We start from the raw sequence: 23,295 nt of genomic DNA on the forward strand, positions 1-23,295 counted from the left end.
TTATTTAGTTTCTTTTACTTTAATATCAGTACCAAGTCTTTGAATATAAGCAATCAAAGCAACGATTTCTCTTTCATTCATTGGAGTGAATTTTTCTCCTTTTGCAACCGCTTTTTTACGGCTGTCTTCGTAACTTTTCACGAAATCAGGATCACTTTCTAAACTCTTTTCAATTTTAACTGCCTGTTCTCTCAATGTTTTTTGTGCATTTGCAACATCTTCTGGAGAATATGGGACACCTAATGAGATCATCGCCTGCATTTTCTTTTGTGTCAATGAAATGTCCATTGGTTTATTATCAAATAACCATTTATAACCTGGCATAATAGATCCTGCAGACGTACTTTGCGGATTCCACATATGGTTAAAGTGCCAGTTATCATTGTATTTACCTCCAACTCTTAATAAATCTGGACCTGTACGTTTTGATCCCCATAAGAATGGATGGTCGTAAACAAACTCTCCTGCTTTAGATTGAACTCCGTAACGTTCAACTTCACTTCTAAATGGACGAACTGATTGAGAGTGGCATCCTACGCAACCTTCTCTGATGTATAAATCACGTCCTTCTAACTCTAAAGGTGTATACGGTTTTACACTTGAAATTGTTGGAATATTTGATTTCACCATAATCGTTGGTACAATCTGGATAATACCTCCAATTAAAATAGCAATCGTCGCTAAAATTGTTAATTGTATTGGTTTTCTTTCTAACCAAGAATGGAACTTCTCTCCTCTTACTCTTCCGCTGCTGATTCTTTGCAACGCTGGAGCTTGAGCTAATTCGTCCTCAACTGGTGAACCTTGTCTTACTGTCATTATAATATTGTAAACCAATGTCAGCATACCAATTAAGTACAAACTACCACCGATAGCTCTCATCCAATACATTGGCATAATAGCTGTTACTGTTTCAAGGAAGTTTCCGTAAGTTAAAGTTCCGTCTGGATTAAATTGTTTCCACATAGAAGCTTGTTGAAAACCTGCTACATACAATGGAATTGTATAAACGATAATACCTAAAGTTCCAATCCAGAAATGGAAGTTGGCCAATTTCTTAGAGAACAAGTCCGTTTTTGTCATTCTTGGAATTAACCAATAAATAATTGCAAACGACATAAAACCATTCCAAGCTAAAGCCCCAACGTGTACGTGAGCAACGATCCAATCCGTATAGTGTGCAATAGCATTTACATTTTTAAGAGAAAGCATTGGACCTTCAAACGTTGCCATACCATAACCTGTAATTGCTACTACAAAGAATTTCAAAACTGGTTCTTCACGAACTTTATCCCATGCACCTCTCAGCGTTAAAAGTCCATTAATCATACCTCCCCAAGATGGAGCAATTAACATTACTGAGAATGCAACTCCTAAATTCTGTGCCCAGTTTGGCAAAGCAGAATATAATAAGTGGTGAGGTCCTGCCCAGATATAAATAAAGATCAAAGACCAAAAGTGAATAATAGATAATCTATATGAATAAACAGGTCTGTTCGCAATTTTAGGAACAAAATAATACATGAGTCCTAAGAATGGAGTTGTAAGGAAAAATGCCACCGCATTGTGACCATACCACCATTGTACAAGTGCATCTTGAACTCCCGCGTAAACAGAATAACTTTTTAAAGCTGAAACTGGAATTTCAATATTATTAAAAATATGTAGTACCGCAACAGTAACAAAGGTTGCCAGATAAAACCAGATTGCTACATATAAATGACGCTCTCTACGGCGTAACATAGTACCAATCATATTGATTCCCATAACTACCCAGATTAAAGCGATTGCAATATCAATTGGCCACTCTAGCTCCGCATATTCTTTAGATGAAGTATAACCTAATGGAAGTGTAATTGCTGCAGCAACGATAATTAGCTGCCATCCCCAGAAATGAAGATTACTTAAAAAATCACTAAACATTCTGGCTTTTAACAATCTTTGCAGCGAGTAATACATACCAGCAAAAAAAGCATTACCCACAAAGGCAAAAATAACAGCATTGGTGTGTAATGGTCTTAAACGGCCGTAACTAAGCCACGAAATCCCATCTGTCATGTTGGGAAAAAGGTACATTACCGCTAAGGTAAGCCCCACTAACATACCCACAACTCCAAAGAGTATTGTGGCGTAAATGAATTTTTTTACAATTTTGTTGTCGTAATAAAACTGTTCCATTTCCATAATTATACTTGTTTTTCTTCGATTGGTGAATTATTATTTTGGGAAATAATTTTGGTCTCATCGTCAAAAAGAATTCTGACTGAAGGTGTATAATCGTCATCGTACTGGCCAGATTTGACAGCAATAATGAAAGCAATAAAGAAACAAATTGCGACGAAAATACTTACTGAAATTAAAAGATAAATAACACTCATACCGTAAATTTATGTTAACAAAATTACTAGGTGATCGGCGTTTAAAATATGATAATTATCATGCTCAGAGAAGAATAATAAAATTAAAAAAAATATCTCTTTAATTATTTAAAATAATTATAAATTTCTGTTACTGAAATAGTTAGACATAAAAGTAACAAAGCTAACAATGGTAATTGTACTCAACGGCATAATTATAGCCGCTACTATTGGAAGCAAGTTTCCTGTAACCGCAAAAGCAAGCCCTACAACGTTGTAAAGCAATGATAAAGTAAAGCTCATTTTAATAATAGAAATGGCTTTTTTAGAAAGCTTTAAGAAGTAATTCAAACGTGAAAATTCAGATGCATCCAAAATGGCATCACAAGCGGGTGAAAAAACATTTACATTCTCTGAAATAGAAATTCCAACATTGCTTTGTGCCAATGCTCCAGCGTCATTCAAACCATCACCAACCATCATTATATTTTGTCCTTTTTCTTGAAGTTTTTTAATATATTCGAGTTTTTGTTCCGGTTTCTGATTGAATATCAACTCAGTACCTTTAGGAAGAATTGCTTCTAAATTTTCTCTTTCTCCATCATTATCTCCAGAAAGAACTTTAATTTTATATTCTTTACTCAACGTTGAAAAAAGCTTTTCTAAACCTTCTCGATATTGATTTTGAAAATTATATTTTCCAAAATAAACTTCATCAATTTTAATATGCAAAGAAGTTTTTTCAATTTCTGAACCATCTACAGCTATACTTTCAACAAATTGAGCTGAACCAATTTTAATTTCTTTGCTTTCTATAATAGCCAAGATTCCTTTTCCTGTAATTTCTTGAAAACTCTCTACAGCAAGACGTTTTGTTTCTGGCAGAAAATCGTAAAGCATACGGCTTAACGGATGATTTGAACCTCGTAAAACATTCTTAATCAAAATGATATTTAAATCAGAAATAGCATTTCCTTCGTAAAGTATATTTGATTTTTTATTGGTAGTAATGGTTCCTGTTTTATCAAAAACAATCGTATCAACTTTAGCCAGCTGTTCTATCACGATGGCATTTTTCAGATAGAATTTCTTCTTTCCTAAAATTCTCAAAATATTACCAAAAGTAAACGGAGCTGTTAATGCTAATGCGCAAGGACAAGCCACAATTAAAACTGCGGTAAAAACATTAAAAGCAATATTAGCATCTATAGATACCCAATAACCAAAGCCTGCAAATGCAATCAATAATAGTATTGGTGTAAAATAACGGCTTATCACATCTGTGATTGTTTTGTGTTTTTGATCTACTTTTTTCTGAAAAATTTCGTTACTCCATAATTGAGTCAAGTAACTTTGAGAAACAGAATGTAAAACTTCCATTTCGATAACTTTTCCGATCTGTTTACCACCTGCAAAAATCTTATCGCCTGATTTTTTGGTAATCGGAACGGCTTCTCCAGTAACAAAACTATAGTCGATTTCGGCGCTTTCGCTGATTAAAATCCCATCAACAGGAATAAGCTCTTGATTACGAATCAATAAACGATCTCCTTTTACAACATCATAAATGGCAACATTATCTTCTGAAATGTCTTTGTTTATTTTTGTAACCGCAATTGGAAAATAAGATTTAAAATCTCTTTCGAAACTTAAGAAACTGTAGGTTTTAATTTGAAACATTTTTCCAAGAAGCATAAAGAATACTAAACTGGCTAAACTGTCAAAAAAACCTGGTCCATGATCCATAATCATATCGTAAGTGCTTCGAATGAACATCACGATAATCCCTAAAGCAATTGGAATATCAATATTCAGCATTCTTGTTCTAATGCTATGATAAGCAGAAACATAATACCCACTTGCTGAATATAAGAAACTTGGCAACGCTAAAAGAAAAATCAGCAATCTGAAAAATGGTTTATAACTATCTAGCCAAAATTCTTTCATTTCGAAATATTCTGGAAATGAAAGCAGCATAATGTTACCAAAGCAGAAAAAAGCTACACCTAATTTATAGGTTAAACTCCTGTCTATTTTTGCTTTTTCACTTCCATAATTTTCTAAACTAATATAAGGTTCGTAACCAATTGAACTTAACAGATAAACTATTTCTTTTAGAGAAACCAAATCTGAATTAAACGTAATTCGAACTTTCTTTTCATGAAAATTAACCTGAGAAGTACTGATTCCTGACTGAAGACGATTTAAATTTTCAAGAATCCAAATACAAGAACTGCAGTGAATGTGCGGAATGTTTAAAGAAACTATTGCCGTATTACCTTCCTGAAATTCTAAAATTTTAGAAAGTATGGCTTCATTCTCTAAAAAATCATATTTGCCTTTGATGTCTAGCGGTGTGGCACCAGGCGATTTTTCAAAATCATAATAAGAGGTCAAGTCATTAATGCTGAAAATTTCGTAAACCGTTTTACAGCCTGTACAACAAAACTTCTTATCATCAAACTCAATTTCTTCATTTTGTTCAATAGATAAACCACAATGAAAACAACTTTGCTCCCTCATAAACTTGTTTTTATTTGTCGCAAATTTCCAATTAAAGCACAATTATTAAGATGATAATTGTCATGTTCTATTGAAATTGAATTCTAAATTTAATAAAAATAACAGCGCTAAATGATAGCAAATTCTTATTTATAATAATTTTACCATCTAATAATGCCAAAAAGTCTTAAATATGCTTAATTTTGCAGCAAACAACTATTGTCATGAATAAATGTGATCAATGCATTGTACGTCAGCTAAGCTCTTTAAAAGCACTTAATAAAGAGGAAGTTATAAAATTAGCAAACAGCAAAACCACTTATAAAATTAAAAAAGGTGAAGCGCTTTTTGAAGAAGGCGAAGTTACCAATGGTGTTTTTTGTGTAAAAGATGGTGTTGGAAAACTTTCTAAATTGAGCGCAAACGGAAAAGATCAAATTGTGAAACTGGTAAAATCTGGTGAACTTCTTGGACAGCGTTCGATGATTAGCAATGAGCCTGCAAACTTGACAGCAAAAGCGATTGCAGACATGGAGGTTTGTTTTATTCCGAAAACAGAAATCATCAATTTCTTTAATAGCAATAATCAGTTTTCTTTGAATATGATGCAATCTGTCTGCGAAGATTTGAAAGAATCTGAAAATGAGAAAATTGCTTTAGTTCAAAAAACAGTTAAACAGCGACTTGCCGAAACTTTGCTTCATTTACATGATGAATTTGGCGAAGACTCAGATAAAACACTAAAAGTGCAGTTAACTAGAGAAGAATTAGCTGGAATTATTGGTACGGCAACTGAAAGCTGTATTCGACTATTATCTGATTTTAATAAATTAGGTTTAATTGAATTGGTTGGTAAAAAAATCATGCTTAAAGACGTTCGCGCTTTAAAAAAATTAGCTGACAATTAAAGCTTTTTGGCTTCATTCCAGAAAACATCCATTTCTGCTAGCGTCATATCCATTAGCGGCTTTCCTAATTCATCTGCTTTGCCTTCAAGATATTGAAAACGTTTAATGAATTTCTTGTTAGTTCTTTCTAAAGCATCTTCTGGATTTACGTTTAAAAATCGAGCGTAATTAATCATCGAGAATAATACATCTCCAAACTCGTCTTCTATTTTGTCTTGATTTCCAGATTGAACTTCCTCTTGCAGTTCTTGTAATTCTTCTTGAACTTTATCCCAAACTTGATGAGGTTCTTCCCAGTCAAAACCTACTCCCTTTACTTTATCTTGAATTCTACTTGCTTTTACCAGTGCAGGAAGACTTCTTGGTACTCCTTCTAAAACAGATTTTTTACCTTCTTTTAGTTTTAATTTTTCCCAGTTTTGTTTTACTTCTTCTTCATTTTCCACTTTTACATCTCCGTAAATATGAGGATGACGATGAATTAGTTTTTCACAAATTTCGTTACAAACATTAGCAATATCAAAATCATTGGTTTCGCTACCGATTTTAGCATAAAAAACAATATGAAGTAACAAATCTCCGAGTTCTTTTTTAACTTCATTTAAATCATTATCCAGAATAGCATCACCCAATTCGTAGGTTTCTTCAATAGTTAAATGTCTCAATGTCTGTAGGGTTTGCTTTTTATCCCATGGACATTGCTCACGAAGTTCATCCATGATATTTAATAATCTCTCAAACGCTTTTAATTGGTTTTCTCTATTCATTTTTAAGTTCTTTAGATTTAAACTCGATATTGTAAAATTAAAAAATCCTGTCAAGAAAACATCTTAACAGGATATTATATATTCAAAAAGAAACGTTTTTATTCTTCTTCTTTTTTAGCTTTTGCTTTTTTTGCAGCTGGAGCTTTTTTAGGTTTTTCTGCAGCAACTGGAGCTTCTTCTTTTGGTTCTTCAACCGCAGGAGCTAAATCTGTTACTAAACCTTTTGCTTGAAGTGTATTATACCAGTTTAATACTTTTTTAATATCTGATGGATAAACTCTTTCTTCATCATAATCTGGAAGAATTTGTTTGAAATAAGCTGCTAAAGTAGCATTGTCTTCTTTATGAGAAATTGCTTGACCTTTGTTTTCTTTAACGGCAATCTGCTGCATTACTTCAGTTAACGGTTTCTCACCTGCATAAGTGTAAATCGAAATTTCAGACAATAAACTTACATTGCTTTTTAGATTTACAGTAATTTTCTTCCCATCAATTAATGATTCCGCCACAAAACCTGTACGAGTTTGAACTTTTAACTCATATAAACCTGGTTTTCCTGAAATGGCTAAAATTTTCGTTAAATTCATTTTTATTAAAATTAGTATTAAGAATTTGCTTTATTTTTTTTCTAAAGATATTTTAGAAATTTTATCTTCCTTTTTTTGCTGCGAAAAACTTCATTCTATATTCCTGAAACGTTTTTCCTTCAGTAATATTTTTTAGTTTCTTTTGAATAAGACGTTTTTTAAGAGACGAAATTTTATCTGTAAACAAAATTCCTTCAATATGGTCATATTCGTGCTGAATAACTCTTGCGATTAAACCGTCAAATACTTCCGTTTTCATTACAAAATCCTCTTCGCAATATTCGATTGTTACGGTTGGTTTTCTGTAAACATCTTCACGTACGTCTGGAATACTCAAACAGCCTTCGTTAAAACCCCATTCCTCACCTTCTTCTTTTACGATTTTAGCGTTGATAAAAGTCTTTTTAAAACCTTTCAAATCTTTTTGCTCTTCTGAAGGAAGATCTTCATCATCGCTAAAAGGAGTTGTATCAATTACAAACAAACGAATCGGCAGTCCAACCTGCGGTGCAGCAAGCCCAACTCCGTACGCATTATACATAGTCTCGTACATATTTGCGATTGTTTCTTTTAGGTTTGGATATTCTGGCGTAATGTCCTGCCCTACTTTTCTTAAAACAGGATCACCGTATCCTACAATTGGTAAAATCATTTGTTTTTGTTTATATTTTTAAGCTGTAAAAAAACAGAATTAAAGTTCTGATAATTCAGCTGGCAAAAATAGTAAAAAATAGTCAATGAATAATTCTTATACTATTTTATATCATATTTTTTCCTCGTCGTTAGAAATCTCAGCTATAATTATGCCAAAATCACTCTTACAATTCTTACCTTTGCTAGTAAACGGCTCTTTATGATTGATAAAATCTCAAAATTTACAAACAGCACCTCATTTTTCAACGCCTCCAAAGTAACTATCGCTTCTGTTGTTCCTGTTTTGGTTTTAAATTTCTTGGGGCATTTTGAAATTGGTTTTACTATTGCACTTGGAGCTTTTTATACTTATCCCAGCGATATACCGAGTTCTCTTAGCCATAAAATTAAGGGATTAATCGCCGCATCTTTTATCGTTTCTGGAGTAAACTTACTTGTAAATCTTGTTTATCCTTATCCTTTTCTGTTTTATATTTTTTTAGGATTTCTTCTTTTTATTTGTTCCATGATTTCGGTCTACGGACAGCGCGCAACTTTAATCTCTTTCTCAGCTTTATTATCGATTTCACTTTCATTTGGACATTTACATGAAGGATGGGCCGCTTTTGAATATTCGGGTTTTATATTTATTGGAGGAATTCTATATTTAATTGTATCACTTGTTTTTCATTTTGTTCAGCCATATAAATATGTAGAACTGCAAATTGCTGAAGGAATAAAGCTTACCGCTAAATACTTAAAATTAAGAGGCGATTTATGGAGTCCAGAAGCCAATAGAAGAGCAATTATCGAAAAACAGCTTGCCGTTCAGGTAGAATTGAATCTTATACATGAAGATTTAAGAAAAATGCTTATTGGAAATCAGAATGCATCTGGAATCACGAGTCAGAATAGAAAGATGCTTTTGGTTTTTATCACTTTGGTTGAAATTCAAGAACTTGCTCTTTATACATCTTTCGACCATAGCAAACTTCATGAAAAATTTGCCAAACATCCGGATGTTTTAAGAACGTACCAAAATGTGGCTTACAAATTAGCTTCGACTTTAAAAAAGCTTTCTAAAAATGTTCGACATATTAGTGTGTATGTTGACAAACATGATTTGAAAAATGAATTGGACGCACTCGAATTTGCCATTTTTGATTACGAAAAAACACTAGGAAAAGAAGAAGCCGCAGAAGGTGTTTTGATGCTGACAAATATGCTAAAATACGCCAAAAATCAAGTTGGGAAAATCAAAATTATTCAGCGAGCATTTTCTTTGGCAATGCAGTCTTATAAATTAAAAGATAAAGATAAGGAACTCGAAAAATTTCTGACTCCGCAATATTATCCTTTACGAACTTTGATTGAAAATTTAAGTTATTCTTCTTCAATTTTCAGGCATTCCATACGATTAACCATTACTATTTTGATTGGATTTTTCTTAGGACAAATTCTTCCTTTTCAAAATGTTTATTGGATTTTATTAACCATAGTCGTAATTATGCGTCCTGGTTACGGCTTAACAAAAGAACGATCTTACAATAGAATTTTCGGAACCGTTTTGGGCGGTCTTATAGCTTTTGGAATTGTATCTGTAATTCAAAACCATGTTGCGCTGAGTATTTTCTCTATTATATGTATGCTTTTGGGAATTTCGTTTACTCAAATCAATTATAAAATCAGCGCCACATTTGTTACGATGTATGTTGTTTTTATTTACGGAATTCTAACTCCAGATATTAACGAAGTAATTCAGTACAGAATATTAGATTCTCTTGCAGGAGCAATTTTGGCTTTTATTGCCAATCATTTTTTATGGCCGGCTTGGGAATTTATTAATACGCCAATTCATATTGAAAATTCAATTCGCGCCAACAGAACTTATTTAAAAGAAATTGCTGATTTTTATAATAAAAAAGGAGAAGTTCCTACCTCTTATCGTTTAGCGAGAAAAAATGCTTTTGTTGAAATTGGAAATTTAATGACCTCTTTTCAGCGAATGATGCAGGAACCGAAATCGAAGCAAAAAACTATGCCTTTAGTTAATAAATTAGTGGTTTTAAATCACTCTTTATTGTCTGCTTTAGCTTCACTTTCCACTTATATTCAATCACATCAAACAACTTCTGCTTCAGAATCATTTAATTATATTATAAAAACAATTTTGGCTAATCTTGATCACGCTATTGCCATTTTAAGAAATGAAGTCATTTTGAAAGATACTTTTTTTGAAAAAGAAGATGTGACTTTACAATTTGAGGAATTAAAGAGGAAAAACTTCACGCGTCTTGCCGAAGATGACGATTTGGACAAAGAAACTCGCCAAGCCAAAATGCAAGAAGCCTCGATGGTTATAGAACAATTAATCTGGATGAGTAATCTTGCTGAAAAAATTCTAAAAAACACAACCGATCTAAAAGCAACAAATCCAGATTAATTCATCTGGATTTGTTTTTTTATTCTAATAATTGAGAAGCTTATTTTATTTTTAAAACTTCTGCTGTATGTTTTCTAACCTCTGCTAAAAGCTCTGGTTTTTCATTTAACTTCTGACCATAAGAAGGAATCATTGTTTTTAATTTCGATTCCCATTCTGGAGTTTTAATTTGATTTCCAAAACATCTGCCAACCAAATCAACCATAATACCAACTGCCGTAGAAGCTCCCGGAGAAGCGCCTAATAAAACAGCCAAAGTTCCATCGTGTGTATTGATTACTTCTGTACCAAATTCTAAAACTCCGCCTTCTTTTTCATCTTTTTTGATCACCTGAACACGTTGTCCTGCTTTCTCTAATTTCCAATCTTTAGAACGTGCCGTTGGAAGATATTCGCGTAAAGCTTTCATTCTATCTTTTGGAGATTGACGAACTTGCTCAATCAAATATTTTGTTAATGGAATATTATGATATCCAGCCGCCAACATAGGAATTAAGTTATTAGCTTTAATTGACAAAGGCAAATCTAAATAAGATCCGTTTTTAAGAAAACGAGTTGAAAATCCCGCAAATGGTCCAAAAAGAAGTGCTTTTTCGCCATCAATTACACGAGTATCAATATGAGGAACAGACATTGGAGGAGCTCCAACGCTTGCTTTTCCGTAAACTTTTGCTGCGTGTTTAGCAATTACTTCTGGATTTGTACATTTAAGCCATTGCCCACTTACTGGGAAACCTCCGTAACCATTTCCTTCTGGAACATTTGCTTTTTCTAACAAAGGCAAAGAACCTCCACCAGCACCAATAAATACAAATTTGGTATATGCTTTACGTTTTTTTCCAGTCGATAAATCTGTGATTTTTATTCTCCAAGATTTATCTTCACGCTGTCTTAATTTTTTAACTTCATGATTAAAGAACAAAGAAACGCCGTCTAGTTTTTCTAAGTAATTAAACATGCTTCTTGTTAAAGCACCAAAATTTACATCGGTACCAATTTCCATGTGAGTCGCAGCTAATTTTTCGTCAGCATTACGTCCTTCCATAACCAATGGCATCCATTTTTGAAGCTGTTCAAAATCGGTACTAAAAGTCATGTCAGCAAAAATCGGATTGCTTTGAAGTGCGTCGAATCTCTTTTTTAAATAATCAACGTTTTTGTCGCCCCATACAAAACTCATATGAGGAACGCTTTTAATAAAATTATCCGGAGAAGGAACTTTGTTTTCCTGCACTAAGTAAGACCAAAATTGGCGAGAAATCTCAAATGATTCTGCAATACTTATTGCTTTTTTAGGATCTATGCTTCCGTCTGCCTTTTCTGGAGTATAATTTAATTCACAAAAAGCAGAGTGACCAGTTCCTGCATTATTCCAAGCATCTGAGCTTTCTGCTGCAGCAACATCTAATCTTTCGTAAATTTCAATTTTAATATCTGGTTGTAATTCTTTCAAAATTACTCCGAGAGTGGCACTCATTATTCCAGCGCCAATGAGTACTACATCACTATTTGAACGTATGGTTTCGTCAGGCATAACAGTATTTTTATTTAAAGTGCAAAGGTACTTTTTTAATTGCAAAAAAAAACTAATTTTTACATGATAAAAGTTAGGAATTTCTAAAAACCTTTAAATTATAAACAAAAAATCCGTCGTACAGCGTTATTTTTTTGAAGAAAGATAATCTTGAAGCAAAATTGTAGCAGAAATTTCGTCAATTAATCCTTTGTTCTGACGTTGCTTTTTATTTAAGCCACTGTCAATCATAGTTTGGAATGCCATTTTTGAGGTAAATCGCTCGTCTACTCTGATTATTTTTATATCTGGAAAGATATTAGCAAAATGTTTTGCAAAACCATTAATCACAGAAGCACTTTGAGAAGGAAGTCCATTCATTTGTTTTGGCTCTCCGATTAAAACCGCTTCGACTTTTTCTTTTGAAAAATAGTCTTTTAGAAAATCAGTTAAAGTATGAGTTGGAATTGTAGTCAAACCCGAGGCAATAATTTGCATTTCGTCTGTAACTGCAATTCCTGTGCGTTTTTGTCCGTAATCTATCGAAAGGATTCTTGGCATTTTTAAAATTTTTATAAAAGATTAGAAAGTAAAATTATAATATTTAAAGGGCCTCTTTATATTTTATAAAACCAAAAATGAAAACAATATTTTTCTCGGTATCAACCTCATAAACAGAAACGTATCCTTTAAAAACGTAATCTCTTATATTTTCATCATCAAAATATCTTGATTTTTTAAAGAGAAAAGGATGTTTTAAATCTTTTTTAATATTTCTAAGCAAATCTTTCCTAAACTTTAGCGCTGCTTTAGGTTTATCTTTATAAATATAATGAACTTGTTCTTTTAATAATTTTAAAAATTCATTCGAAATTTTAATTGTCATATTCCGAAAATGTATTGTCTAAAATTGAATCTATTTCATCTATTGAATACAACTTTTCATTGCCACTTTTTAATTTAGCATAAGCTGCATGCACTTTTCTATTATCATTTTCAAAATCAGAATCTTCTTCAATGATTGTCAATTCACTAGGAGAAAACTCACTTAATAATTTAAGTACTTTCTCTCTAATTTCTGGCTGAAATTCTAATCTGATTGCTTCCATAATACTTTCATTTTACAATACAAATATAAACCTTTTTAAATTCATGTTTTTTAAATTAAACTTAAAAACAAAAATCCGCCTTGAAAGATTCAAGACGGACTTTCTATCCAAATATTCAAAAACCTAAAAAACAACTTCTATTTATCTTCCGAACAATCGACTGAAAAAACCTCTGTGTTCCTCTTCCTCTGCACCTTCATCTTCTGCATAGTTAGAAAATTTAGCTTGCGATTTTTCATGTTCAAAAATCAACTCCTTAATATATTCTACATAAGTTCTCTTTTTTTCTTCTAGAAAACCAATTAAGTATTTCTCGCTAAATTCAACTCCGCTAGCAGCTTCGATCTGCAAAAGCTTTTTGTACAAAGGTTCAATATGAACTGCAATTACTTCTTGTGGCACTGCTTGTCTTCTGGCGAAATAATTTACAATCACGTCATTTTCGTCGCGAGCAATATCAAAATCGGTAATTACCCAATAATATCTTCCCGATTTTGCAAGGTTTTTTACAATGGCGTGAAAGTTTTTTCCGTTTTTAAGATTCTCCCAAAGCACCTTAAAAATAACTTTTGGCATGTCGGGATGACGAATAATATTATGCGGCTGTCCCATTAATTCGTAGTCTTCGTAACCACAAACATCTACAAAAACTTCATTGGCGTATTCTATAATACCAAAGGCATTTGTTTTACTCATGATAACTCGAGTTTTATCCCAAGCTACTTCTTTATCAATTATTACTCTGTTCTGAAACTGATTTTCTTGATTCATATTTTACTGCTTATATGATTTGGTTGTGTGAAAGGAATGTTTTTCAACACAGCGAAATTACTTAGAAGAAAAAAGACAAAATCTGACTTTTGTCATATTTTGACATAAAAAAAACTTTTAGAGGTAACTGTTTAAATTATTAAATAAATCTCATCAGTAAGTCTTACAAATAAGAAACAAAAAGTTAAATATGTAACATTTTCAAACCTTTTTACTTTTTTCGATTTCTACAAATACCTTATCTTTGCCAAAAATTTAAACGTATGAATTCTTTACAGACTATAATTGAACAAGCTTGGGAAAACAGAGCTTTATTACAAGAAACTACAACAACTGATGCCATTAGAGAAGTTATCGAATTGGTGGACGCAGGAAAATTACGTGTTGCTGAACCAGTTGGAGACAAATGGCAAGTAAACGAATGGGTTAAGAAAGCGGTTGTAATGTATTTCCCAATTCAAAAAATGGAAACATGGGAATCTGGTATTTTCGAATATCATGATAAAATGTTACTAAAAAGAGATTATGCTGCAAAAGGAATTCGTGTTGTACCAAATGCTGTTGCACGTTATGGCGCTTACATTTCTAGCGGTGTTATCTTGATGCCAAGTTATGTAAATATTGGTGCTTATGTTGACGAAGGAACAATGGTAGATACTTGGGCAACTGTTGGTAGCTGTGCTCAAATTGGTAAAAATGTACACTTAAGTGGTGGTGTTGGTATTGGTGGTGTTCTTGAGCCATTACAAGCTGCTCCAGTTATTATCGAAGATGGTGCTTTTATTGGATCTCGTTGTATCGTTGTTGAAGGTGTTCATGTTGGTAAAGAAGCAGTTCTTGGTGCAAACGTATGTTTAACAGCTTCTACTAAAATTATAGATGTTACAGGTGATGAGCCAGTTGAAATGAAAGGTTTTGTTCCTGCTCGTTCAGTGGTTATTCCTGGAAGTTATACTAAAAAATTCGCTGCAGGTGAATTTCAAGTTCCTTGTGCCTTAATTATCGGTACTCGTAAACCTTCTACAGATTTAAAAACTTCTTTAAACAATGCGCTTCGTGAATACGATGTTGCGGTTTAATACTTTATAGTATATAAATTTTCAATTTTAAAAAATCCGAATTCCTTTCATTAAAATGATTGGAATTTGGATTTTTTTTGCTTCAATTTGTAGTCCATTAATACAACACCATTTTCATGAAGATACTTGTTATTCAGCAAAAAATGATTGGAGACGTTTTAGTCAGTAGCATTATTTGTAATAATCTAAGAGCCGCTTATCCCGAAGCTCAGATAGATTATTTGGTTTATGCCGCTACGACTCCAGTTTTAGAAGGAAATCCAAGTATTGACAATGTAATTTTATTTGAAGAAAAACATCGAAAAAGCAAAAAAGAGCTTTTAAAATTAGGTATTCAACTTCGAAAAGAAAATTACGATGTATTAATTGATGCTTATTCGAAATTAGAAAGCTGGATTTTGGTTTTACTTAGTAATGCCAAAAGAAAAATTTCGTACAAAAAACCAGGAAGAACTTTTTTATATACAGACAATGTTCCATTTGAACCATTTCCGAAAACTAATCTTGGACTTGCAATAGAAAGAAGACTTTCTTTACTAGAACCTCTTAATCTTAAAACAAAAATTAACCCAATTCCGAAATTGTTTGTTTCTGAAAAAGAAAATCAAGAAGCAATTGCACTTTTTGAAAAACATCAGGTTAATAAAAACCGAAAAACAATCATGATAAGTCTTTTAGGAAGCGAAAAACTTAAAACTTATCCGTTAGAATTTATGGCGAAAGTGGTAGATTATGTAGCCGACAATGCTGATGTAAATATCCTTTTTAACTATTTTCCGAAACAATTAGAAGAAGCTAAAACTATTTTTAATGCTTGTAAATCTTCTACTCAAAACAAGATTTATTTTGATTTATTAGGCGGAGATTTAAGATCTTTTGTCGGTTTGGTCAATCAATGCGACGCTATTATCGGAAATGACGGCGGCGCCATCAATATGGCAAAAGCTTTAGACAAGCCTTCCTTTATTATTTTTTCTCCTTGGATTGAAAAGAAAATTTGGGCGACTTTTGAAGACGGAATTCATCATCTTTCGGTTCATTTAAAAGATTATAGGCCAGCTTTCTTTGAAAACAAAACTGAGAAAATGCTCAAAAAAGAATCACTTTCTTTATATGAGAAGTTTTTGCCAGATTTTTTTGAAGATAGAATCAAATTGTTTTTAAAACAAAACGGCTTTAAGCAACAGCAATGATTTCTTCAGAAAAACAATTATTATCAGCATTAATTATTACGCGCAATGAAGAACAAAACATTCAAAATGTTTTGGAAAATCTTTCATTTGCCGACGAAATTATTGTAGTAGATTCTTTTAGTTCGGACAGAACATTTGAGATTGCTTCATCTTTCAAGAATGTAAAAACAGTTCAGCATTCTTTTGAAAATTTTGCTGCTCAACGTAATTATGCCATAAATTTAGCTTCAAATTCTTGGATTCTTTTTATTGATGCTGACGAAAGAGTAACTCCAAACCTTAAAAAAGAAATCGAAACTGTTATTAATGAAGAAAATAATGCAGTGGCCTATTTTATGTACCGAACTTTTATGTTTAAAGATAAAAGATTGAGATTCAGCGGTTGGCAAACTGATAAAATTATTCGTCTTTTTAAAAAGGAAAATGCTTTTTATAATCACGAAAAAATCGTTCACGAAAAACTGGTTATAAATGGCGAAGTAAGAAAATTAAAAAATAAATTAATTCACTTTTCTTACTCCACCTTTGATGATTATAAACAAAAAATGATTTTTTACGGAAAATTAAAAGCTCAAGAAGAACTTTCAAAAAACACCAAACCGAATTTCTTTCATTTTTACATTCGTCCTGCTTATCAGTTTCTTCATCAATTTCTGATTCGTTTAGGATTTTTGGATGGCAGAAAGGGTTTTACAATTTGCTATTTAAATGCTCTCAGTGTTTCAAGCCGTTTTCAAGAACTTAAAAAAATCAGGATTTCGAAGCAACTGTAGCATATTGAAGATAGAAAATATCCAATTGCGTACACAAAAACAGAATATTAAATAAATAAGGTTTTAATGATTTTGTTTTATTGATTCCTTCATGAGTTTTTACCAAATATCCTGCGTCTTCGTACATTCTTCTAATACTTTTTCCTGTAAAGAATCTCATGTGCGTAAAATCCATAATACCGTGATCTTGGTATTTCCAGTTTTTACTAAACAAAAACATCTTAAATTGATTGTGGTATCTAATATTTGGAATAGAACTAATTACAACACCTTTATTAGATAATTTTGACTTTAAATCTTTTAATAAAGAATAAGGATCAAATAAATGCTCTAAAACATCATTGCAATAAATAGCATCAAAATAATTATCTGGTAAGTCATTGATAAAGTCTTCGCACTTTCCGATAAAAACGCGATCTAAAACTTTTTCTGCCTCTTTGCCTTCTTCTGGCATTAACTCAATTCCCCAAACTTCTCTATTATTTTCTTTTTTAAGAAATTCTCCAAAGCAGCCATTTCCGCAGCCGATTTCTAATATTTTAAGCGAATCCTTTGGAAGATATTTTAGCATCTCGAAACGCATTTTACTGTAATAAGAATCTGGTTTATTGTCGTAGTTCATTTGTTAATTTTTGTAAATATATAAAAACGAAGATAGGAACCACATTATTACATCAATAAATCAGAAAAAAAATTTACAGGAAAAAACTCAAAAAACAATAGTAAATTAAGACTTCCAAAATTTAAGTTTCTTTTTTAATCTTTTCTTTTTTGCGAAACTTTCTTGAAAATCGACTGTAGCCTGCCACATTTTTTCGAAGATTTCAGTTTCATTTTTTTCGGTGTAGAATTTAGAATATTCGTTACTCATCACCGCAATCATTTCTTTTTTAGGAGTTAAGCGTCGAAAATTATTCATGCGCTGTTCAAAACTCATCTGATTATGAAAATTCATTCGGTTTAAATCGACCAAAAAGAATGCGTAATTATTTTCTTCAATTTTCTTTATCAAAGTATTACCTGGAGAATGATCTAAAAACTCTACTCCTTTTTCGTGAAGATCGAAACAAAATTTAGTGAATTGTCTCAAGATTCGGTCATGTTCTACAAAATCAGGAATTTCAACAAGTTCTCTATACGTTAATTCTGTAACCAAATGCTCGCTTACGTAATAACTGTCTTTTAGACCTAAAAAATTAAAATTTTCAAAAAATGCTAGAGGCGCAGGTGTTCCAATTCCTTTTTCTAATAAAATTGTGGCATATTCGAAAGAACGTCTCGCTTTTGATTTTCTAAAATATTTATAGGCAATTTTGTTTATTAAATTCGGAACCTTAAATGATTTGACATTAATCGTTTTTCCGTCTAACTTGAACAATTTAATTTTATTACGATCACCGTTGCCAAAAAGTTCGCCAGAAGAGCTAAAGTTATTTAGGATCTCTTTAATATCTTTCTCGTCTACTTTAAATTTTTCGCTTATTTTTAGAGGCATAATAAGTATCTGTTTTTTAAAAGTTCAAAAATAGTTAAATGCTTCCATAGAATAATAAAAAGAAATCATTTATTTTTAAAAGTAATAATTTTCTTATATTTTTGTAAGAATTTTAAAACGCAATGAAAATATTAAATGTCACGTCCATAACCGAATTGAGAGGTGGTGATGCTCAAATGTACACCGTTTATAAACTATTAAAAGAGAAAAGTGATATTAAGCAATATATTCTATGTCCTAACAATTCTATTTTATCATCAATTTGTAAAAATGATAAAGCTGATTACTTCACTTATAGAAAAAATAGTCTAAAATTATTAAATCTAACTTTTGCGATAATCAATATTTGCAATAAGGAAAATATCAATATTTTACACATACATGATTCATCTGCATTAAATGCTGCTCTTATAGCTTTAAAGTTATTAAATAAATCTATAACGCTCATTTTGAGCAGAAAAAGAAACAACAGAATCAAAGATAAATTTTTAAATAGATACAAATATTCTCACCCTAGAATTAAGAATATTATTTGTGTTTCTAAAGCTGTTGAATCTATATTTGACAAAATAATCAAAGACAAAAGCCGATTAATTACAATTTACGATTCAATAGATGTAGAAAAATTTTCTCTAAAAACAAACCACAGTTTGCTTCATAAAGAATTTAGTCTTTCTCCAGAAACTTTGATAATTGGCAATATCGCTGGATTAACAAACCAAAAAGATATTTATACTTTTATTGATACAGCAAAAACAATTAAAGCTAAAAGCGGCTCTTTAACTGTAAAATTTGTGGTTATTGGAGATGGGCCTTTGAAAAATGATTTGATTGATTATGCCAATGCTAATGATTTAAAAAAAGATATTTATTTTACCGGTTTTAGAAACACAATAGACTTATTACCTGAGTTTAATGTTTTTTTACTCACTTCTGTGACTGAAGGACTCCCTTTAACAATATATGAAGCTTTTGCATCTAAAGTTCCCGTTGTTTCTACTATGGCAGGAGGAATTCCTGAAGTCGTTGTTGATGGAAAAACGGGCTTTCTTGCACCGATTAAAGACAGTAAAACATTGTCTGAAAAAGTACTCGAAATTTTAAAAAATTCAAATATAAGCGAATCTGTAAAATCAAATGCTTTTGAACTAGTTAAAAAGAATCACAACCTTAATACTATGCAAAAAAACTATTATGCTTTTTATAAAAGTATTACCTAATATTGATCAAGTATAGGTTTCCAAAAGTCAATTACTTTTGGTTTATTAATGGCGTGACAACCAAAAGGAAGCTCATTATTTGTTAATTTCATTGCCAAATTTGGTTTACGATCAATAGCAAAATAAACGGCTTCTTTATAATCAGGAATTTTAAAATTAGGATCAAATTCAATTGCTTTCAACGACCAGAAAACATCTTCTATAGCATAGATTTTTTTATCAGTTTCATTTAAAACATCTTTTATAAACTGTTGCTGCTGTTTTGCGATGTTATGATGTGAAGCTACTTTGCGTAAAGAGAAACCTCCATTACCGACTTTAAAGAAAGTCTGTTCGCGAGCATTTTTCTTTTTAGATCTAAACAATCTTGCTACTTTATTAAAAATATTCATTCCGAAAGAATCTGTCGAAGTGGCAATCCAAGGCGCGCCAATGTAATCATAACCTTTTTGACACCATTTCATCAGATCATCTCTAAAAACAAAAGCATCAAGCTGATAAATTAAAATATATTCAGAATCTAAAAAACTTTCGTAAAATATAGAAGACAACAGCAATTCATTGTAGCCGTCAATTGTAGCAAAATAGAGTTTAGAAAAACTTTTAAAGCTTAAATTATTATACTTTTCTGTTAAATAAGCACAATTTAATCCTTCAGGATGCACGATTACAATTTCATAATCTTTTAAAACTTTACAGCATTGTAAAAACGATTTTTCTTCAAGTTCTCCAAAATATTCCTTGTATACAGGAATAACAATTTTTGCTGCTTTTTTATCCATGTGGTATTTTAAGATTATTCAATAATTAAGAAGTAAAAAGCAAAACAAAAATTAGTGTTTAATAGTGTCTGTTTTTCCTGATCTTCTATCTTAAGCAACAAAAATAATCTTATAAATCACAAAAACTTAATTATTGTCAATTAAATTTAAACTTTTTACCAACTAGAAAGATTATTTTTGCAGTTGAATTCTATATTGCTCTTTACAATGAACGAAGAAATAATTAAAGCATACGAAGTGATTAAAGAAGGCGGAATCATTCTTTATCCGACTGATACTGTTTGGGGAATTGGCTGTGACGCAACCAATGCCGATGCTGTTGCTAAAATTTATAAATTAAAACAACGTGCAGAAACCCAAAGCATGATTGTTTTGATGAATGGAGAAAAAATGATGTACAATGTTTTTAAAAACATTCCTGAAGTTGCTTGGCAAATCTGGGATTTATCAGACAAACCAACTACTTTAATTCTTGATGACGCAAGAAATGTTGCTCCAAATATAATTGCAGCCGATAAATCATTAGGAGTTCGATTGGTAAAAGAACCTTTCTGCTACAAATTGATGGAAAGAATGAAAAAACCTTTAGTTTCAACTTCGGCCAATATTTCAGGTCAGCCAACACCGATCGCTTTTAAAGACATTAGTCCAGAAATTATAAATGGTGTTGATTATGTTGTAAACTTAAACCAAGATAAAATCAACGGAAAATCTTCAACTATTATCAAATTAACCAATGATTCGCAAGTAAAAGTGATTCGAAAATAGTTTTTTGTTTCAGGTTTCAAGTTTCAGGTTTCAAGTTTAATGCAGAACGTGAAACCTGAAACCTGAAACCTGAAACTTTAAACAACTTTAAGACTCTCAACAAGCCAATCGATATCTTCTTTGGTGTTGTAATGGCTAAATGAAATTCGGAGATTTGGTAATTTTAAATCCTCCTCAGAAAGCATTTCGTTTAAAACGTGCGATGGTTTTATGCTTCCAGATTGACAGGCACTTCCTCGAGAAACTGCAATTCCTTTCATATCTAAACTAAAAAGCAGCATCGATGTTTTATCAGATGAAAAAGGCAGAATAATGTTTATGATATTATAAAAATCGTCTTTTTTACCATTAATTCTAAAATCTGGAAAATGGATTTCTAACTGCTCAATCAGATATTTTTTTATACTTAAAATATAAGCTCTTTCTTCGTCTAATTTTTCGTAAGAAACAGACAAAGCTTTTGACATTCCAGCAATTTGGTGTACCGCTTCTGTTCCAGCGCGAAGTCCTTTTTCCTGTTCTCCTCCAAAAAGCAATGGCTGTAAACCAGAATTTTTTCGAACAAAAGCAAATCCAATTCCTTTTGGCCCGTGAAATTTATGCGCACTTGCCAAAATAAAGTCAACTGGAGTCTTTTGCAGATCTATTTCTGTTTTTCCAATAGACTGAACCGTATCTGAATGAAATAATGCATTGTATTGCTTGCAAATCAAACTAACGCGATCTAAATCTAAAATAGCTCCAGTTTCGTTGTTTACATGCATTAAGCTCACCAGTGTTTTCTTTTCATCGGATAACAAATTGGATAAATGTGTTAAATCTAAACTTCCGTCAGCATTTACATTTACATAATCAACTTGAATATTGTATTCTTCTTTAAGCGCCCAAACCGTATGTAAAACGGCATGATGTTCTATTTTTGAAGTAATAATTCTTTCTATTTTTAAATCTTCTACAGCAGAGCGAAGAATCCAATTATCAGCTTCAGTTCCGCCAGAAGTAAAAATAATTTCCTGAGCAGTACAGTTTAAATATTTAGCAATGCTTTTTCTAGAAAGCTCTATAATAGTTTTTCCGTTTCGTCCAAAACTATGTGTAGAAGATGGATTTCCGTAATCCTCCAGCATTATTTTAGTCATTTCCTGAACTACTTCGGGACGCATTGCTGTTGTTGAGGCGTTATCTAGATATACTTTTTTCATTGCTGCAAAGTTAAGAAATATCAATTGTCAAATCTTAAATATCATTTGGCAATTTTTTCACTATTTTTGACCAAAATAAATTTTACAATGAAAAAATATGCTGCCCTCTTATTATTTGCTCTTATTTTGAATGGATGCGATGATGGAGATTTAACTGTAGATACTATAGATTTTGAAGATATTACTGAAGCTCAAGCTTGTGGCGATGCAGCGACTAGCACTTTAGTTTATAAATTAAAAACTCAGGAAGCTCTTTTACTTCAAATGCCAGCAGGATCATTTAGAAATGAAAATGATTCTATTTATAGTTACACCATAGATGCAAAAGGAAATGGTTCTTATCGTGCAATTTATAGAGCGTATGATGGAACTGTCGCTGCTGCAAACATTTGCGGTACAATTCCGCCAAGTACTCCGAAAATAACAGAAGAATGGATTGGAACAGACGGTGTAATAGAAATTGAGAGTAAGGCAAGGGAAATTCCTAATGAAACCGATGGAAGCTCACGAATAACAGGATACACACATAGTGTAATTTTTAGAAACATCACATTCTCTAAACCTTCTGGGGTTCAAACTAACGAAAAATTTGTTTTTGGAAATTATGTTACTACCGTACCTGCAGCAAATTTAACATTTGTAGTCGATCAGCCCGTTAGAGAATGTTCTTATATGAAAGGAATTTATAATTTCAACACTTCTTTCTATTTATCTATTGAAAACCTTGATGCGACTTTACTTGAAAATGTAGTTACCCCAGTTGATAAGCCTCGCCAAAGTACAATTAAAGCAACAGAAAATAATGTATACTACCGAACAGTAAAATCGGGTACAGGTATTTTTACAGATGCTGCAATCTGTGCAGAAAAAAAGCCAGAAACCCCAACTGTTGATCAAACGTGGGAAGGACAATTAGGTGGTATAATAGAAGTTTCAACTGTGAGAGTAGCACAAAATCTTACTCATACTATAGTGCTTAAAAATGTAGTTTTGAAAAAAGGAAAAACCTCTTTTAAACTTGGAAACAGTTTCGTTCTTGGAACAATTACTAAAAATGTACCTGAATAAAACGAACTGATTTCTAAAAGAAATTCAAATAAAATATTCTTACAAAAAACGTCTGTTTTCTGAAGCTGATTTTAAGATAAATCAGATCGAAAAACAGACGTTTTTTTATGCCCTAAAAAGAGCCT

General features: G+C 31.8%; 23 protein-coding genes. 8 read left to right on the plus strand and 15 right to left on the minus strand.

Annotated elements, in window-relative coordinates; translation table 11 throughout:
• From ccoN to P0R33_RS04145, 3 genes are all read right to left on the minus strand, one after another.
• Complete coding sequence (gene ccoN / locus P0R33_RS04135; RefSeq protein WP_276174310.1) at positions 1-2,184, minus strand: cytochrome-c oxidase, cbb3-type subunit I; 2,184 nt, start codon at positions 2,182-2,184, stop codon at positions 1-3.
• 2 nt (positions 2,185-2,186) lie between these two features.
• Complete coding sequence (gene ccoS, locus P0R33_RS04140; protein ID WP_091491194.1) at positions 2,187-2,378, minus strand: cbb3-type cytochrome oxidase assembly protein CcoS; 192 nt, start codon at positions 2,376-2,378, stop codon at positions 2,187-2,189.
• 117 nt (positions 2,379-2,495) lie between these two features.
• Positions 2,496-4,880 carry a heavy metal translocating P-type ATPase metal-binding domain-containing protein gene (locus P0R33_RS04145; RefSeq protein ID WP_276174311.1) on the minus strand — a complete coding sequence of 795 codons (2,385 nt, stop codon included), beginning with the start codon at positions 4,878-4,880 and terminating at the stop codon, positions 2,496-2,498.
• Positions 4,881-5,083: 203 nt separating this feature from the next.
• On the opposite strand from P0R33_RS04145, the gene P0R33_RS04150 reads away from it, so the two are divergent.
• Positions 5,084-5,767, plus strand: coding sequence for a Crp/Fnr family transcriptional regulator (locus tag P0R33_RS04150; protein ID WP_276174312.1), 684 nt, complete (start codon positions 5,084-5,086; stop codon positions 5,765-5,767).
• Here P0R33_RS04150 and mazG read toward each other — a convergent pair.
• The 3 genes from mazG to def all read right to left on the minus strand — a co-directional run bounded on the left by mazG (position 5,764) and on the right by def (position 7,773).
• On the minus strand, positions 5,764-6,534 hold the full coding sequence (gene mazG / locus P0R33_RS04155; protein ID WP_276174313.1) for a nucleoside triphosphate pyrophosphohydrolase: 771 nt from the start codon (positions 6,532-6,534) through the stop codon (positions 5,764-5,766). The genes P0R33_RS04150 and mazG overlap by 4 nt on opposite strands.
• Before the next feature lie 98 nt (positions 6,535-6,632).
• On the minus strand, positions 6,633-7,121 hold the full coding sequence (locus tag P0R33_RS04160; RefSeq protein ID WP_276174314.1) for a DUF5606 domain-containing protein: 489 nt from the start codon (positions 7,119-7,121) through the stop codon (positions 6,633-6,635).
• Between the two features lie 61 nt (positions 7,122-7,182).
• Positions 7,183-7,773: a peptide deformylase gene (gene def, locus P0R33_RS04165; protein ID WP_109192716.1), complete on the minus strand. Its 591-nt coding sequence runs from the start codon at positions 7,771-7,773 to the stop codon at positions 7,183-7,185.
• Between the two features lie 201 nt (positions 7,774-7,974).
• Here def and P0R33_RS04170 point away from each other — a divergent pair, with 201 nt between their 5' ends.
• Positions 7,975-10,197, plus strand: coding sequence for an FUSC family membrane protein (locus P0R33_RS04170; RefSeq protein WP_276174315.1), 2,223 nt, complete (start codon positions 7,975-7,977; stop codon positions 10,195-10,197).
• Positions 10,198-10,237: 40 nt separating this feature from the next.
• Here P0R33_RS04170 and P0R33_RS04175 read toward each other — a convergent pair whose 3' ends face one another.
• The 5 genes from P0R33_RS04175 to P0R33_RS04195 all read right to left on the minus strand — a co-directional run bounded on the left by P0R33_RS04175 (position 10,238) and on the right by P0R33_RS04195 (position 13,590).
• A complete protein-coding gene (locus P0R33_RS04175; RefSeq protein WP_276174316.1) occupies positions 10,238-11,731 on the minus strand; it encodes a malate:quinone oxidoreductase in 1,494 nt (497 codons plus the stop codon).
• 126 nt (positions 11,732-11,857) lie between these two features.
• Complete coding sequence (gene ruvX / locus P0R33_RS04180; protein WP_276174317.1) at positions 11,858-12,271, minus strand: Holliday junction resolvase RuvX; 414 nt, start codon at positions 12,269-12,271, stop codon at positions 11,858-11,860.
• A 43-nt stretch (positions 12,272-12,314) separates the two neighbouring features.
• The gene (locus P0R33_RS04185; RefSeq protein WP_229352282.1) at positions 12,315-12,596 is read right to left on the minus strand and encodes a type II toxin-antitoxin system RelE/ParE family toxin; all 282 of its coding nucleotides are present in this window, start codon (positions 12,594-12,596) and stop codon (positions 12,315-12,317) included.
• Positions 12,586-12,819, minus strand: coding sequence for a hypothetical protein (locus P0R33_RS04190; protein ID WP_276174318.1), 234 nt, complete (start codon positions 12,817-12,819; stop codon positions 12,586-12,588). The genes P0R33_RS04185 and P0R33_RS04190 overlap by 11 nt, the downstream gene beginning before the upstream one ends.
• Positions 12,820-12,960: 141 nt before the next feature.
• Complete coding sequence (locus tag P0R33_RS04195) at positions 12,961-13,590, minus strand: PAS domain-containing protein (RefSeq protein WP_276174319.1); 630 nt, start codon at positions 13,588-13,590, stop codon at positions 12,961-12,963.
• A 263-nt stretch (positions 13,591-13,853) separates the two neighbouring features.
• Between P0R33_RS04195 and P0R33_RS04200 the strand changes: the two genes are divergently transcribed.
• From P0R33_RS04200 to P0R33_RS04210, 3 genes are all read left to right on the plus strand, one after another.
• Complete coding sequence (locus tag P0R33_RS04200; RefSeq protein ID WP_057118644.1) at positions 13,854-14,669, plus strand: 2,3,4,5-tetrahydropyridine-2,6-dicarboxylate N-succinyltransferase; 816 nt, start codon at positions 13,854-13,856, stop codon at positions 14,667-14,669.
• Positions 14,670-14,785: 116 nt separating this feature from the next.
• Positions 14,786-15,862: a glycosyltransferase family 9 protein gene (locus P0R33_RS04205; RefSeq protein WP_276174320.1), complete on the plus strand. Its 1,077-nt coding sequence runs from the start codon at positions 14,786-14,788 to the stop codon at positions 15,860-15,862.
• Positions 15,859-16,635 (plus strand): glycosyltransferase family 2 protein, encoded by a 777-nt coding sequence (locus tag P0R33_RS04210; protein WP_276174321.1) that lies wholly within the window; start codon positions 15,859-15,861, stop codon positions 16,633-16,635. The genes P0R33_RS04205 and P0R33_RS04210 overlap by 4 nt, the downstream gene beginning before the upstream one ends.
• Here P0R33_RS04210 and P0R33_RS04215 read toward each other — a convergent pair.
• Together P0R33_RS04215 and P0R33_RS04220 are read right to left on the minus strand one after the other, a co-directional pair.
• Entirely contained in the window at positions 16,613-17,257 is a 645-nt protein-coding gene (locus P0R33_RS04215) for a class I SAM-dependent methyltransferase (protein WP_276174322.1), read from the minus strand. The genes P0R33_RS04210 and P0R33_RS04215 overlap by 23 nt on opposite strands.
• Positions 17,258-17,362: 105 nt before the next feature.
• On the minus strand, positions 17,363-18,130 hold the full coding sequence (locus P0R33_RS04220; RefSeq protein ID WP_276174323.1) for a Kdo domain containing protein: 768 nt from the start codon (positions 18,128-18,130) through the stop codon (positions 17,363-17,365).
• A 122-nt stretch (positions 18,131-18,252) separates the two neighbouring features.
• On the opposite strand from P0R33_RS04220, the gene P0R33_RS04225 reads away from it, so the two are divergent.
• On the plus strand, positions 18,253-19,350 hold the full coding sequence (locus P0R33_RS04225) for a glycosyltransferase family 4 protein (protein WP_276174324.1): 1,098 nt from the start codon (positions 18,253-18,255) through the stop codon (positions 19,348-19,350).
• On the opposite strand, the gene P0R33_RS04230 is transcribed toward P0R33_RS04225, so the two are convergent.
• Positions 19,347-20,132: a DUF5672 family protein gene (locus P0R33_RS04230; protein ID WP_276174325.1), complete on the minus strand. Its 786-nt coding sequence runs from the start codon at positions 20,130-20,132 to the stop codon at positions 19,347-19,349. The two genes, P0R33_RS04225 and P0R33_RS04230, sit on opposite strands and share 4 nt — an antisense overlap.
• A 207-nt stretch (positions 20,133-20,339) precedes the next feature.
• Here P0R33_RS04230 and P0R33_RS04235 point away from each other — a divergent pair, with 207 nt between their 5' ends.
• Positions 20,340-20,900, plus strand: a complete 561-nt coding sequence (locus tag P0R33_RS04235; RefSeq protein WP_276174326.1) for an L-threonylcarbamoyladenylate synthase — start codon at positions 20,340-20,342, stop codon at positions 20,898-20,900.
• A 77-nt stretch (positions 20,901-20,977) separates the two neighbouring features.
• On the opposite strand, the gene P0R33_RS04240 is transcribed toward P0R33_RS04235, so the two are convergent.
• Complete coding sequence (locus P0R33_RS04240) at positions 20,978-22,102, minus strand: cysteine desulfurase family protein (protein ID WP_276174327.1); 1,125 nt, start codon at positions 22,100-22,102, stop codon at positions 20,978-20,980.
• Between the two features lie 87 nt (positions 22,103-22,189).
• Here P0R33_RS04240 and P0R33_RS04245 point away from each other — a divergent pair, with 87 nt between their 5' ends.
• The gene (locus P0R33_RS04245; protein ID WP_276174328.1) at positions 22,190-23,170 is read left to right on the plus strand and encodes a hypothetical protein; all 981 of its coding nucleotides are present in this window, start codon (positions 22,190-22,192) and stop codon (positions 23,168-23,170) included.
• The last annotated feature ends 125 nt before the right edge of the window (positions 23,171-23,295 follow it).

This window comes from Flavobacterium sp. YJ01 (assembly GCF_029320955.1).
Taxonomy (GTDB): Bacteria; Bacteroidota; Bacteroidia; order Flavobacteriales; family Flavobacteriaceae; genus Flavobacterium.

What these genes read in the sequence shown, in the direction of transcription:
- P0R33_RS04240 (WP_276174327.1), bottom strand. Translation starts at nt 22,102, where the DNA reads ATGAAAAAAGTATATCTAGATAACGCCTCAACAACAGCAATGCGTCCC.
- P0R33_RS04190 (WP_276174318.1), bottom strand. Translation starts at nt 12,819, where the DNA reads ATGGAAGCAATCAGATTAGAATTTCAGCCAGAAATTAGAGAGAAAGTA.
- P0R33_RS04150 (WP_276174312.1), top strand. Translation starts at nt 5,084, where the DNA reads ATGAATAAATGTGATCAATGCATTGTACGTCAGCTAAGCTCTTTAAAA.
- P0R33_RS04210 (WP_276174321.1), top strand. Translation starts at nt 15,859, where the DNA reads ATGATTTCTTCAGAAAAACAATTATTATCAGCATTAATTATTACGCGC.
- def (WP_109192716.1), bottom strand. Translation starts at nt 7,773, where the DNA reads ATGATTTTACCAATTGTAGGATACGGTGATCCTGTTTTAAGAAAAGTA.
- P0R33_RS04235 (WP_276174326.1), top strand. Translation starts at nt 20,340, where the DNA reads ATGAACGAAGAAATAATTAAAGCATACGAAGTGATTAAAGAAGGCGGA.
- P0R33_RS04245 (WP_276174328.1), top strand. Translation starts at nt 22,190, where the DNA reads ATGAAAAAATATGCTGCCCTCTTATTATTTGCTCTTATTTTGAATGGA.
- P0R33_RS04185 (WP_229352282.1), bottom strand. Translation starts at nt 12,596, where the DNA reads ATGACAATTAAAATTTCGAATGAATTTTTAAAATTATTAAAAGAACAA.
- ruvX (WP_276174317.1), bottom strand. Translation starts at nt 12,271, where the DNA reads ATGCCAAGAATCCTTTCGATAGATTACGGACAAAAACGCACAGGAATT.
- P0R33_RS04230 (WP_276174325.1), bottom strand. Translation starts at nt 20,132, where the DNA reads ATGGATAAAAAAGCAGCAAAAATTGTTATTCCTGTATACAAGGAATAT.
- P0R33_RS04170 (WP_276174315.1), top strand. Translation starts at nt 7,975, where the DNA reads ATGATTGATAAAATCTCAAAATTTACAAACAGCACCTCATTTTTCAAC.
- ccoN (WP_276174310.1), bottom strand. Translation starts at nt 2,184, where the DNA reads ATGGAAATGGAACAGTTTTATTACGACAACAAAATTGTAAAAAAATTC.
- P0R33_RS04145 (WP_276174311.1), bottom strand. Translation starts at nt 4,880, where the DNA reads ATGAGGGAGCAAAGTTGTTTTCATTGTGGTTTATCTATTGAACAAAAT.
- P0R33_RS04195 (WP_276174319.1), bottom strand. Translation starts at nt 13,590, where the DNA reads ATGAATCAAGAAAATCAGTTTCAGAACAGAGTAATAATTGATAAAGAA.
- P0R33_RS04220 (WP_276174323.1), bottom strand. Translation starts at nt 18,130, where the DNA reads ATGCCTCTAAAAATAAGCGAAAAATTTAAAGTAGACGAGAAAGATATT.
- P0R33_RS04215 (WP_276174322.1), bottom strand. Translation starts at nt 17,257, where the DNA reads ATGAACTACGACAATAAACCAGATTCTTATTACAGTAAAATGCGTTTC.
- ccoS (WP_091491194.1), bottom strand. Translation starts at nt 2,378, where the DNA reads ATGAGTGTTATTTATCTTTTAATTTCAGTAAGTATTTTCGTCGCAATT.
- P0R33_RS04205 (WP_276174320.1), top strand. Translation starts at nt 14,786, where the DNA reads ATGAAGATACTTGTTATTCAGCAAAAAATGATTGGAGACGTTTTAGTC.
- P0R33_RS04200 (WP_057118644.1), top strand. Translation starts at nt 13,854, where the DNA reads ATGAATTCTTTACAGACTATAATTGAACAAGCTTGGGAAAACAGAGCT.
- mazG (WP_276174313.1), bottom strand. Translation starts at nt 6,534, where the DNA reads ATGAATAGAGAAAACCAATTAAAAGCGTTTGAGAGATTATTAAATATC.
- P0R33_RS04160 (WP_276174314.1), bottom strand. Translation starts at nt 7,121, where the DNA reads ATGAATTTAACGAAAATTTTAGCCATTTCAGGAAAACCAGGTTTATAT.
- P0R33_RS04225 (WP_276174324.1), top strand. Translation starts at nt 18,253, where the DNA reads ATGAAAATATTAAATGTCACGTCCATAACCGAATTGAGAGGTGGTGAT.
- P0R33_RS04175 (WP_276174316.1), bottom strand. Translation starts at nt 11,731, where the DNA reads ATGCCTGACGAAACCATACGTTCAAATAGTGATGTAGTACTCATTGGC.